The sequence below is a fragment of the Nocardia carnea genome (assembly GCF_029869215.1).
In the GTDB taxonomy this organism is placed as follows: Bacteria; Actinomycetota; Actinomycetes; order Mycobacteriales; family Mycobacteriaceae; genus Nocardia; species Nocardia carnea_B.
The window spans coordinates 1-12,381 of the sequence record NZ_JARWPM010000422.1; the positions used below are offsets into that span (position 1 = coordinate 1).

Sequence of the window (12,381 nt, forward strand, 5' to 3'; positions counted from 1 at the left end):
CCCGTTTGGGGCGCGCCGGAGCCGGGGTGGCGGACCCAGCGGCAGCCGGGGCCGAGGTAGGCGTGGCGGCGGGCACGGGGGCCGGGGCGGCAGCGGCGGCGGTGTGTGCGTTGGCGCGGTAGCGGCGTGGCGAGGCCGAGGTGCGGTCGGCGTGCCCGGCGCCGGTCAGTGCCTCCAGCGCGTTACCGACAGCCCCGGAAGAACGCGCGAGGGTTTTCGCGATCTCACGCGGTGACAGCTCACCGCCCGGATTGTTCGCCAGCGCACCGGCCACCATGCGCCGCAATTCACCATTGCCCAAACGAGCACCGGTTGCGGGGGCCGGGGTCGCATTGTTTGCCATTTCATCTCCTGAAAGTTCCATCCCATTTCACGCACCACAGCGCGGATCGTGGCATACGTGTGGCGAGGCCACCAATAGGATTTGCGGAATTTCCCGGCGAATTCCGGGAACGGCTCGACGCTAGCTCGACCCACAGTGTGCTCACAACCCGAAAAGGCCGAAATATTTCCGGAATTCCGCCTCTGTCACGCGAATTCGACCGCGCAAGACAGGAAAGAAATGCGCGCAGCATCGGGCCGGCCACGCCGGTGCTTCAAACGACAAGGCCGATTAAAGCCGAACAGAAGAATAAGAAATGAAAAGGAATTGAGATATAGGGAGGACAAGGGAGGATGAGAGGCGACTGTCAGCAGGAGGGCAGCCGGAAGGATGCGGATACATGCACCGCCGGAGCATGTCTATACAGCTTTGTGTATAGACAATCCCGGGTAACACCCAGGCGGATACATGCCGCCCTACCTGCACTTTCGCCCCGGCAGGGTGGTCCGGTTTGATCACTGCACCGAATAGTGCACGGAACCTCACCACCGAACAGTGCACGGATTATTTTTCATCGAACCACCCCACCCCGATCGAACCGCCTCGCCCAAACAGAAGCCGATCAGCCGCCGAAATAGGCTCTGATCGACGCCTTTCAGAATATGTAGAAAAATGCGGATCAGGCCATTTCGCATGATTTTCCATGATCGTAGCAATGATATCTACGCGGCGATCTGAATTCGTCAAATACAGAATGATCCGGGCTGGTTCGCCTCTAATGGCGGGTGCGGCGGAGTTGTTCGAGGAGTTGCTGGGTTTCGGGGCTCGGGGTTTGGCCTATTTCGGCGAGTGTGCGGGTGAGGAGTGAGTAGGTTCGTGCGAGGGCGGCGTATTCGCCGAGGCGGGCGTGCAGGCGGAGAATGTCTTGCCACACGGTTTCGTTGTAAGGGTCGCTTTCGGCAGTTGTCTCGAGCAGGCCCAGGGTGGCACGCGGGTCGTTTTCGGTGTTGCGGATCGCCAGCCAGCTCAACGCGTTGAGAGCGTTGCGTCGCGCCGATTCACGGAGCGCTTCCACCCAGGTGTCGGTGAGGTCGCTGGCCAGTTCGCTGGTGGCCAGCTCCGCGATTCTGCGGGCAGCGGCGGCCTGGTCGGTGTCGCTGGCGGCGCGGCGGCGTTCGGCGACGGCGGCGTTGAAGTCCCAGTAGTCGACGCTGACCGACGTGTCGGACAGGCGGTAGTGCGTCCGGTCGTCGGTGAGCAGCCCGGTGATCTGCCCGCCGGTCGCGGCGCTGAGGGAAGTGCGTAGCCGGCTCAAAGTGTTGGTGAGCGCGCTGGTGCCCCGTTCGGGTGGGCGTTCGCCCCACAGCATGTCGATCAACTGGGCCCGCGACAGCCCTTCCGGGTGCAGGGCGAGCACGGTCAGCAGCTCACGGATGCGGGGCTGCAATTGCGCGGTGACCTCCACCGTCTCCGCAGTACCCCGATCGCGCCAGAAGATCCGTGTGGGCCCGAAGACCCGCAATGTCAGGGCAGGCGCAGCCGCCTGTGGCGCCGGAACCGGTGGGGAGTCCGCGGTCTCGGTGCCGGGACCGGGCTCGGCTGTGCCGGTGAGTTCGTCCTCGACAGGCTGGCCGGCATCCTCGCGCAGACGCCCGAGGGCAGGCTCGGAGGCCGGCGGCGGTGCAGTGGACTCCGTGACCACAGGCGCGGGTGTGCGGGGATGCGGTGTGGGCGCAGGTGACTGTTCGAGGCGATAGATCGTCGGAGGGGCGCTCTGGCGGCGGTTTCGGCGGTTACGGCGGGCGGCGGCCCCAGCGGGCGGTTCTGCGGGCCGGGCACCGCGGAGGGGGTTGCGGAGCTGGATATTCAAGTCCGTGGCGATATCTCGGGCTGCCCGGAGCAGGTGCGGGCGACGGCGCGGCGCGCGGGTACCGTGCAGCAGCGCCTCGGCACTCGCCCGGCGGTCGGGCAGGGCGCCCAGTAGCGGGAGCCCGAGGGCAGTGGCGAACTCTCCGCGGGCGTCGGCACCGACGAGCACGATCCCCCGGTGGCGGCTGTTGTGGGTGAGTACGCGGATCTGGCGGGCGGCCGACTCGGGGTCCCAGTGATCGGCGCGCACGACGACCAGGCAGGCATCGGCAGCGGCCAGAACCGGGTCGAGGTCCGAATCCGGCTGGGGGAAACCGCAGTCGGCGAACACGGTAACCCCGAGGTTGCGCCAGGTCGGGGACGGGCCGGCCAGCAGCTCAGCGGTGAATACGGCTCGGTCGGGGTCGCGGTGTGGTGGCGCGGCCAGCAGCGCCTCCCCGCCGGGCAGGAACTGCACGTGCCAGGCCAGGCTATCCGGGTCGATCGGCTCACCAGGCGTAACTGTGCGGGCCAGACTCGCCAACCCCAGATACGGGTCGGCGCCGGCCATGTCGGCGAGCTGCCCGCCTGCGGGGTCGGCCTCCACGATCAGAGCGGGTTCCGGGCCCGGCCAAGTGTGGGCGAGAACGAGGGTGACTGTGGTGGTCCCGGCGCGTGGGCTCAGGCCCGCTACCGCGATCAGTAGCGGCGCCGGCGCGCCGGTCTTCATCCTTGCCTCTGGATGTTGCTGATCAGCAGGGCACCGTCTGGGCCGGGGCGGGTGTTGACGACTTGGAGGTAGTCGATGCGTTGCCCCTCGGCGCGCAGTTCGACGATGTGCACGTTCGCGGTGGTCGACGAGATCGGGGTGATCGCCACACAATGCGTGGTGCCACGCGGGATCGACACGATGCCCGCGGCGAGCCCGTCGACGACGATCCCGGACTCGGGCGCCAGCAGCCGCATCGCGGCCTCGGCATCACGGCGCAGATAGTAGGCGGCCTGAAAAGAGGCGATCACGCCGGGCACCGTGGCGGGGTCACCGGCCCGGTCGGTAACCACGGTGCCCGACAACCCGGTGCACGCGCCCTCAGGCGCGGGTGCCGAACTCGGCGGTGCCGCCGTGGTGACCGCAGCCTCGCCCGCGTCACCGGAATCCACCGACACCGCCACCACACCGATCAGAATCGCGACCACAGCGGCCAGCACCGCCCACGCCCCGGCCGGTAACCGATGCCGCACCGTGGCCCACCACGACCGGTAGCCGCCCGTGTCAGCGGTATCGGGAGTCCGCGGCAGCGCGCCCAGCCAACGATCCCCTGATGATTCAGGGTCCGGGTCGAGATCTGGATGCAGATCGGGGCCGGGCACGGCGTGCAGCGTAGAGGCGGGTCGCGGCTCGTCCAGCCACACCCAGCGGTCCTCATCATCGGGTGGCGTGTCGGGGTACCTCATTCATCTCGCCTCGTCCGGGTTGATCGCGGGTCGGTGGGATGCTCCGGGGGCCTGCCCGCACCCGGCAGGGGGAAGAGCGGAGGTGCGGGCAGGGTTCCCCGGAGGGGTCAGGGGCGGCTCGTGTGCTCGTCCTCGGTCTCGATCTGCAGGGGTGAGGTTGCCGGTCGGCTGGTGATGTGGTCGGCGAGCCGGGCCAGAACATGGTGGATGGCCTGCTGCGCGGTCGCGCGGTGGTCGGCGTCGTACTCGCGCCAGGTCACCGTGGTGCCGCGTTGCCGGTAGGCGATGAGCGTGCGCCGGCCGGCGTGCACGGGCACGAGGGTGTCGAGCTCGCCGTGATACAGGTGCAGCGGCGTCGCCGCCGTGACGTGGGCGAGGGTTTCCAGGGCGAGCACTCGCCGCCACCAGGGGTCGTTCCAGGGATCGGGGCGGCGGCACCAATGCGCCAACGGGTGGGAGAACTGTTGCAGCAGCTGAGCACCGGTGAGGTGCTGAGCTTCGGCGGCAGCGATCCCACCGGCCTCGGTGAGCACATGACGCAGGGGAAGCTGGTCGTAGGCACGGGCCAGCCCGATCAGTGCGGCCAGGCCCAGTCCTGCGGTCGCGCCCTGGCTGATTGCCGGGGCTACGGCGGCGAGGTCGGAGGCGACGGCGCCGGCGGCGACCCCGCGTAGGTCCACTTCGGGGGCGTACCACGGCTGCAGTTCGCCGGTAGCGGCGGCGACGCGCCCGCCGTCGGCGTATCCCCAGACCACAACCGGGGCGATGGGCAGTTCGAGGTTCGCGCCTCGGTAGACGGCGCGGGCGAGATCGAGTACGAGCCTGGCCCCGGTGCGGGCGGCGAGGAAGGTGTGGGGTCCGGGGCCGATGCCGAGTCCGTGGCCATCGGCGATGGCCACCGCCCATCCCCGCGCCAGGGCCGCTTCGATCGGGGCGGTGTCGGGTTCGCTGCCGGTCGCCAGGAGTTGCGAGGGCGCGCACGGCCCGCCGAGGCCGTGGAAGGGTGGGCAGTACAGCAGGATCGCGGTCTTGCCGGGCTCGGGTGCAGTGTCGGGGATCAGTACGATCGCCGAGGCCGCGATGAGCTGGGAGCGGGAATTGCTGGAGACGTAGACGATTTGCCACGCGTCGGCCGCACCGTCGAGTTGTGGAGTGAATACCGGGCGGGTGCGCATGAGATCGCCGGGCCGCAGCCCTTCCCGCAGGTTCGGTGTCTGATAGAAGTCGATGATGTTCACGTCTGGCTCCCAGCTAGGTCGTGGGCGAGTGCGGTCATCCACGCCGCACCGGTGGCGAGCAGCCCGGCGGCGGCGTAGCCGGTATGGCGGCCGGGGATGTCGGTGTAGCGAAGCCACACCCTGGGATCGAGAAGGTCGGCGTTGTCGGTGACCAGCTGCCCGAACGCCGCCGACAACTGCGCGGCGAGGCGGGGCAACTGGATGATCGGATCTCCGGCGACCACCGTGGTGATCTGCGCCCACCGGCCCGCCGCGGCGGTGGCCTCGTCGGGTCCGGGAGGCGGGTTGCGGGTGTCGGCAGCGTCGGTGAGTCGCTGGGCCAGACTCGACGTAGGCATGTAGTCCACCGAGCGGGGACCGATCTGGAAGTCGTTGAGCAGCACGGTGGTCCAGGTGTCACCGAGTACTCCGGACAGCAGCGACTGGATCGAGCCGAGCGCGGCGATGGGATCGCGGAGGTCGGCCTGGGCCGCGATCTGGGCGGCCACCTGCAACAGTGCGGCGCGATCAGGTGCCGAGCAGCTCAGGTCACCTTCGACGCAGATGTCGGCGACCCGGCCGGTCAGCGCCCCGTAGTCGACGCCGCCTCTGGTAGCGATCCCGCCACCAGAGGCGGGATCGGCGGTGAACGCCACCTGCGACACCGCCGCACCAGTGGTGCCGGGGGCCGGGTCCGGGACCAGCTGGCCAGGGCGGCCGGGTATCACCGGCGAACCGGGGCTCCGTTCGGGATCGGAGTACAGCGCGACTCCCGCGACTCGATCGGCGGCCACCGGCCCCTGGCCGGCTCCGACGGTTCGCGCGAAATGCGAGACCACCTGTGCGCCTTGGGAGTATCCGACGGCGGCCAGGGCGGTGCCGGGGCACGCTGTGGCGATCTGCCCGGCGGTGTCGGTGAGCGCGGCCACCCCTACACCCACCGAGTGGGTGTAGGGGTCGTTGCCGCCGCCGGTGCCGACCGCTCCCCCGAACGCGGCCGGATAGGGAATGTAGGTGCGCGCCACCAGATCCGGTGCGGCGGCCACCACCGGACCGAGCAGGTGCCCGAGCATCCCGGTGTCGGCGGTCTCGGAGGCACCCGGCGAGGACTCGCCGGTGCCCTGCACCCCGAGCACCCACAACACCGGGCAGCTCTGGCCTGCGGCGGGGGCTTGCGCCGCACTGGAACCCGGCAGGCACAGGCCACTGGCGACCGTTGCCAGGACTGCTGCGGCGAGGGCGCTTCTCCGGGTCACGGCTGCCCCACTCCCACACCCGCGCCGAATCCCGCGCCCACGGTGCCGCCGACGAGTGCACCGGCCGCCGCGGCGGGCACCCCAGCCACCACCGCTCCCACGACCGCACCCGCCGCCGCACCCAACGCGGTACCCGCCACGCCGGAGGTGACCGTGCCGATCACCGGCACTGCCACGACCGTGCCGAGCGCAGCCCCGGCGATACCGCCGATGGTGCCGCCGATCAGCCCACCCACGACCGCACCCGCCGCCGCGGCCGGGACCCCGGCCACCGCGCCGCCGATCGCGCCACCGACCCCGGCTCCGGCGACGGTGGCTCCCGCGACCCGATCCGAACGCCCGGCCGGGATACCGACCGAGTCCAGGAAGGTTGCGGCTTGGGCTTCGAGGTCGGCACTGACGGTGTTGATCGTGTCGCCGACTTCCGGTGGCAGCCACTCCGGCTCGGGGAACTGTGTCTGGCCGATCCGGATCATGTCCGCCGGTGGTTCGATCGGAGCCACCGGTTCGACCGGCGCCGGGGCATGCAGCTCGACCACATTCACCGGCGGCGCGGGCGAGGGCGAGGGGGCGGGTCGCGAAGCCGGGCCGTTGCGAACCTCGGGCGGCTGTTCCGGATACACCGCCGGCGCGGGTGGGGCGGGAGGCGGAGCGGGAGCCTCGGTGCCGGGCTGGGCCGGCGCGGTGACCCCGGGTTGGTCGGCGATCGGGGCGAGCGTCACCGCACTCGCGTGCTGGGCGGCCAGCAGCATCAGCACCGGTACAGCACCGGCAGCGACCAGGCGGCCACCCCACAGCATCCGCCCTCCATAGGGCAGGCATGCGCGGCGACCCCCCAGCCTTGGCAGCGCGGCGGCAACCGAGGATGTATTCCCTTTTTCGGGCACGACAAATAACCCTTCCGATCGAAGGAGAAAGAAAATCAGAAATGATCGGGAATTGCGCGAGAGCGCGACCAATTCCCGCACCTCCCGGCTGCGGACCGCAGCCGGGAGTGCCGGTCCATAATTTCCCTCAACTAGAGGGAAATAGGCCGGACTATCACAGGAACGGCAACGCCAGACCGAACGCCTGCGTAGCGAAGTTCAGGACACTCGAGGCCAGCGACACACCGGCGTCGAGCAGCGTCAGAATCGAGTAGAGATCCACAGGTTTCCCTTTCGGAGGAGGTGCGATACCCCACCATCACAGCCCCGGAAAACCCTGCCACGCCAGCCTTTCGACAGGTAACGATTCTGCTGTTGAAGTCGTTACCCCTGCCGCCGCACACCGTGGCCAGCACTTATAGGAGAAAGGGGTAATAGGAGTGTCAGTCGAAGAATTCTGCCGACGCCTGTCCCGATTGACGGAAGGCACGGAAAATGCTGCACTCGGGCCACTCCGAGGGCTTCAGCTATTCGTCAGCCACTTCACAGCGAATGGTGTGGCCGGGTCTTTTGTTTTCTGGTAAGAACGAGATCAACTCGGGGGAGTTAACCCTTCAAGGTAGCTCACAGTGAAGGTTCTACGGAAGACTGTAGTAGGAGGGGCTTGACGTGAACCAGACAACGAACCCGGCTCGTGATCGGCGACGGCGCCCCGGTCGTGCGGCGCGCCCTGGCCGTGCTGAATCGGAGTTGCCTGACTTCGGCGGTTGGGTGCGCCGGGTCCGTGAACAGCGCCGCCTCACCCGGTCGCGTGCCGCCGGGCTTCTGCATGTCAGTACCGAGCTGCTCAAGAAGATCGAGTACGGCACCGTCGCGTGCTCTTCGGCGGTGCTGGACCATCTGGTCGTCGCCTACGACCTCGATCATGCCCAGCAGCGCCACACCCGCGACCTCGCTCAACCCGCGATCCCGTTGCCGCCGGTGTCGGAATTGCGTGCCCGCGCAGGCTCTCCCGAGCACCGCGCGAAACTGGCCTACCTCGATCGACGTAACCTGGCCGGCGCCTACCTCGATCCCCTGTGGAACGTCGTCCTCGCCAACGACCGTTTCCGAGCAGAACTGCCCGACGTCGAGCACTACCGCGACAACATCGCGTTATGGTTCTTCCACCCCGACTCTCCCACACCAACCGCCGAAGCCTTTGTCGTGCACTGGAACAGCACGGCCACCCACCTGGTCGCTTCCCTCCGCGGCGCATTCGGACGCCACCGCACAACCCCGGCTGCATTCACCCTCTACCAGCAGCTTCGTGACGCGCCTGCCTTCGCTCAGGCGTGGGACACCAGCCTCTCGGTCGCCTACGGCTTCCGAACCGAGCAACCCATCCTCGTGCACGACCCCGCCACCGGCGAGCCGTGCACCGCGCGAATCCACCTCGGCGCACAAGGCTCCCCCGATCTCCACTTCTTCCTCGCCTACCGCGACGGCCCGCCGTCCTGACCGATCCGCACCCCAACCCCACCCGCCCGCGCCCACCAACGGGACCGGTCGAACAGGAGTACACGAATGGAAACCACGCTCACACCCGTCGATCACCATCGCCCCGCACCGGCACCCAGCCCTGCATGCCCGGCAGACATCACCCACCTACTACCGCAGAGACGAGCGCGGTGATGCCCAAGCTCCCCGTGCTCACCGGCATGCCCGACTTCCACGACTCGTTCGAATACCTACGACACCAACATCATCTCTCCCGCGAAGCCGCCGCCCACGAAGCCAGGATCAGCGTCTCCTACCTCCACCAGATCATCCGGAAACGGACCATCCCCAGCTCCCGTGTCTTCGCCAACCTGGTCGACTGCTTCGACCTCGACACCTCGCAGCGACAGCACCTCTACGACCTGTGCCAACCGTCCGCCGACCTCCCAGCCGCTGCCGAACTCCGCCGCCACCTCACCGAAATCGGCGTCCACCACCACCTCGATCACCTCGACTCCTGCGAGATCGTGGCTGCCTACTTCGATCCCCTCCAGACCGTCCTGCACAGCAACCGCTTATTCCACCGCGTGATGCCCGGCCTCGCCGCAGCCGACGACAACATCCTTCTGTGGATACTGTCGACCGCCGGCCGCGACAACATCGAGAACTGGGAAGACGAACTCCGCTACGTCGTCACACTCGTGCGCGCAGCAATGGGCCGATACCGCGACCTGCCCCGAGCACGAACGCTGTTCCGGACACTGCGAGCACACCCCGATTTCCGCCGTGTATGGGACTGCACCCCGATGCAGGTGACCTACCGCTGGTCTCGCCCGGCGCCGACCGGAATACGAATACCCGGCGCCAACAAACACCTCTCCCTCAGCTTCGAAGTCGACGAATACAGCGCCTACCCCGACATCCTCATCACGCACGGCCTCTACAACACGCCCCCGATCGCGTGCTGAGAACATCAACCGAGCCCCCAGCCCTGCCGGGTCCCCGGCACGGGAGGGCGCCCGAATTGATTCAACCAGCGCTGGCTCCGTCGACCTCGTTGAGATGGTTGAGGTCATTGCAGCGCAGAAGAACCCACCGGTAGCGGCTGGTTGAGCTTGTCCTGGTTCCTCGAACCAGGCGCTGTTGCCAATCGGTGATCGAGGTCGGGCCGAGCTCGATCGATACATGCTCCACTGTGGGTGGTGCGCCGAGGAAGCTTTGCGTTGCGGCGACGATGTTCTGGCGGTGACAGACGACGGCGACGGTTTCACCGGGGTGTCGGTCGGTGATGATGGCCAGTTCGTGGCTGACGCGGCTACTCAGTCTCGTCCACGGCTCCGCTCCTTCCGCCAAGGGGGTTTCCGGTTCGAGGGCGGGAGGCACGTCGCGGCGAGCCAGTACTTCGGCGAGGTATCGGCCCTCGGCGGTGCCGTAGTTCGGCCCTGGGAGTTCGGCGCGGAGCGGTACACCGAGTACGTGGGCAAGGTGTTCACCGGTCTGACGGGCGCGGGGCACGGTGGTCGTGTAAACGGTGGTCGTCCGCAGGTTTCGCTGTTCGGTGGCCAGGCGCTGGGCGAGGGCTCGGGCTTGGTTGTGGCCCAGTGGGGACAGGCCGCGGCAGGTTCGGGTGCTGGCGATGAGTCCGTGGTTGGCGGCAGCGCCGTGCCGTATGAGCAGCAGTCGGGTCATCGTGGTTGTCCGGCGAGTGTGAGCCAGTGGGTCGCAGATCCGCCGTGCACCATTCGTGATTGGGGTGAGAGCAGCGCGTAGCCACCGATGTAGGAGCCGGCGGCGTAATAGGCGCCGTAGCGCAAGTACCCGGTGACCGGCCGGATTGCCCCGGAAGTGTCGGCGACGAGGTGGGTGTCTTTGCGGCTGTCGATGTAGTGCTGCACAACCCAGCCTGGTTCGGTCCGGCCGGTGAGGGCGGTGGCGGCTCGTTGCCGATATGCGCAACGGCCGCGGTTCCCTGCGAGGACTTCGACCCCTTCGGCGCCAGTGGAGGTTCCGCGTTTGATCACGCGCCGGTGAAGGGAGTCCGTGGTGATGGGCTCGGTGGCCCCGCTGGCCCACTGGATCCGGCCATCAGCGACGATTCCGGTCGAGGCAAGAGCGGCGGTGAGGGTCGCATAGTCGCGTTCGCCGAGGTGGTGGCGAAGGTGCTGTGCGTAGGGGGCGGTGGCGATGAAGTACGGCCAGGCGTGGGATTCCATGTACATGTGCGGTCCGGGATAGCAGGAGAGATCACCACGGCCTGCGCGGATCAGCAGGTCGTTGATGGCCGCGCGTTCTTGGTCGCTGTGGCTGGGGTCGAGGTGTTTGGTGGTGGTGCGCGCTTGGCGAACCACCACCGGGGAGCCGTTATCGAGGGCGGAGAGGTTTTCGGCGTAGGTGAGCACGCCGCGCACTCGGCCGCGTCGGGTCAGGGAACGGGCGGCGGAGGTGACATCGGGTTCCAGGCCGTGCCCGCGGCGGACCACGAAATGCACCGTGTCGGCGCCGACGGTGGTCGCGTAGCGTTCACGCATCCGGTCGATCGGGTCGATGTCGTAGTGGTCGAGTGCGGCGAACTCGTCCCGGAGCTGGGGGTTGTCGGGCAGCAGGAGCCGGCGATGTAGTGCGGCGACTGCTGCGGTGGTGTGGGTCATTCCGGGCATGAGGTTGATGTCCACGATCACCGGTTGCGGTCCCTCGGTGCTCTCGCGCAGAACGTAGTCCACACGGATCCAGTCCGCGATCGTGGCGGTGTCGCGGACGCGTGCCGAGAGCCCGAGGCTTTCGGCTTTTTCACCAGCGGAAACGAATGCTCGGGAGGTTTCGTCGGCCGGGATCAGGTCGGCGCACGTGGTCAGCGCCGCCCGTAGCAGCGGCCCGATCCGGCGAAGCCGGGCGGTGACACCGGTGGGTAGGACCACGTGGGTGAGCGCGGGCAGAATCGCCAGATCGAAATGGTCGCCGTGTGCAGCGAGCAGCGCGGGCTGATCCTGGTAGCGCCAGGCCCGCTCGGGATCGAGCCGGTAAACCGCGCGCTCACGCTGTGCGGCGGCGATATAGGCGCGCACTCTGTCCGGGTCGATCCGGGTCGCATCCCGCATCCAGTGCTCGGCAATTCCGGTGGCAGTGGTCATGACGCCGCACCCAGGGTGAGTCCGAGATCTGCGGCTACGGTCGACAGCACCGCGAGGTAGGTTCCTGCACGAGCGCAGCGGGCTGTGAGCTGGTCGGAGGCGTATTTGGTGGTCATCCGGGCGGTGCCCGCGTAGATCTGCGGATGCGGGATCTCGGCGATGGCCGCACCGGCGTGAGCGGCCCGGCAGAGCAGCTCGAGAGTCAATCCATACCCGGTAGTGGTCAGATGCGGCAGGAGTTCGCCGGCGAGTTCGGCGCGTAACGCCCAGAACCCGGAGATCACATCGGTGAGCTGGAGCCCAGTGAGCTGGTGCACGAGATGGCGCATCGATTCGGTGAGCAGCAGCCGGTCGACCGGTCCGGGGGCCGGCGCTGGTGAGGACGGGTGGAATCGCGAGCCGATCACCACATCGGCGCCGTGGTGAAGTGCCTCGGCGGCGGCGGGCAGGTACCTCGGATCATGCTGGCCGTCGCCATCGAGGCGGTAGATCTCCTGAGCTCCGCGGTCGAGGGCTGCGGCCAGACCGAACCGCACCACCGCCCCGTTGCCGGTCGAGCCCTGGCCGGGCACCTCGAGCACCTGGACACGAGGCGGCAACTCACCCAAGACCCCATTTCCGCCGTCGTCGAGGACGAGGACATCGGCCTCGAGGCAGTCGGGGACGGCTGCCGCTACTGCCCCGACGGTCTCGGGCTCGTGGTGAGCGGGGATGATGACAACTCGGTGGGGCACGGCGGGCTCCATTCGTTCGAGGGGCAGGGCAGGTATCGGTGTGGCGTAGGCTCGCCGCGCCAGCAACCGATGAGAG

At 68.2% G+C, this 12,381-nt stretch carries 11 protein-coding genes; 2 read left to right on the forward strand and 9 right to left on the reverse strand.

All coding sequences use genetic code 11. The features are described from left to right. The 6 genes from QH276_RS31225 to QH276_RS31250 form a co-directional block, all read right to left on the reverse strand. Positions 1 to 343 (reverse strand): MarR family transcriptional regulator (locus QH276_RS31225; RefSeq protein ID WP_348536963.1); only part of this gene is annotated, 343 nt, incomplete at its 3' end. Positions 344 to 1,097: 754 nt separating this feature from the next. Beyond that, positions 1,098 to 2,900, reverse strand: coding sequence for a BTAD domain-containing putative transcriptional regulator (locus tag QH276_RS31230; protein ID WP_280198144.1), 1,803 nt, complete (start codon positions 2,898 to 2,900; stop codon positions 1,098 to 1,100). Continuing rightward, positions 2,897 to 3,625 (reverse strand): hypothetical protein, encoded by a 729-nt coding sequence (locus QH276_RS31235; protein WP_163848137.1) that lies wholly within the window; start codon positions 3,623 to 3,625, stop codon positions 2,897 to 2,899. The genes QH276_RS31230 and QH276_RS31235 overlap by 4 nt, the downstream gene beginning before the upstream one ends. A 107-nt stretch (positions 3,626 to 3,732) precedes the next feature. Next, entirely contained in the window at positions 3,733 to 4,863 is a 1,131-nt protein-coding gene (locus QH276_RS31240) for a lipase family protein (protein WP_163848136.1), read from the reverse strand. After that, complete coding sequence (locus QH276_RS31245; RefSeq protein ID WP_280198142.1) at positions 4,860 to 6,098, reverse strand: cutinase family protein; 1,239 nt, start codon at positions 6,096 to 6,098, stop codon at positions 4,860 to 4,862. The genes QH276_RS31240 and QH276_RS31245 overlap by 4 nt, the downstream gene beginning before the upstream one ends. Then, positions 6,095 to 6,898: a hypothetical protein gene (locus QH276_RS31250; RefSeq protein WP_163848133.1), complete on the reverse strand. Its 804-nt coding sequence runs from the start codon at positions 6,896 to 6,898 to the stop codon at positions 6,095 to 6,097. Before QH276_RS31250 ends, QH276_RS31245 begins: the two co-directional genes overlap by 4 nt. A gap of 816 nt (positions 6,899 to 7,714) precedes the next feature. On the opposite strand from QH276_RS31250, the gene QH276_RS31255 reads away from it, so the two are divergent. Beyond that, a complete protein-coding gene (locus QH276_RS31255; protein WP_256666936.1) occupies positions 7,715 to 8,464 on the forward strand; it encodes a helix-turn-helix domain-containing protein in 750 nt (249 codons plus the stop codon). Positions 8,465 to 8,637: 173 nt separating this feature from the next. Further along, entirely contained in the window at positions 8,638 to 9,411 is a 774-nt protein-coding gene (locus QH276_RS31260; RefSeq protein ID WP_163848129.1) for a helix-turn-helix domain-containing protein, read from the forward strand. Positions 9,412 to 9,472: 61 nt separating this feature from the next. Here the strand turns inward: QH276_RS31260 and QH276_RS31265 are convergent, their stop codons facing one another. Genes QH276_RS31265 through QH276_RS31275 form a run of 3 tightly spaced genes read right to left on the reverse strand, consistent with a single transcriptional unit; the run spans position 9,473 to position 12,305 of the window. After that, positions 9,473 to 10,132, reverse strand: coding sequence for a histidine phosphatase family protein (locus tag QH276_RS31265; protein ID WP_163848127.1), 660 nt, complete (start codon positions 10,130 to 10,132; stop codon positions 9,473 to 9,475). Beyond that, complete coding sequence (locus QH276_RS31270) at positions 10,129 to 11,571, reverse strand: hypothetical protein (RefSeq protein ID WP_280198135.1); 1,443 nt, start codon at positions 11,569 to 11,571, stop codon at positions 10,129 to 10,131. Before QH276_RS31270 ends, QH276_RS31265 begins: the two co-directional genes overlap by 4 nt. Continuing rightward, on the reverse strand, positions 11,568 to 12,305 hold the full coding sequence (locus tag QH276_RS31275; RefSeq protein ID WP_163848122.1) for a glycosyltransferase family 2 protein: 738 nt from the start codon (positions 12,303 to 12,305) through the stop codon (positions 11,568 to 11,570). The genes QH276_RS31270 and QH276_RS31275 overlap by 4 nt, the downstream gene beginning before the upstream one ends. Positions 12,306 to 12,381 lie beyond the last annotated feature (76 nt).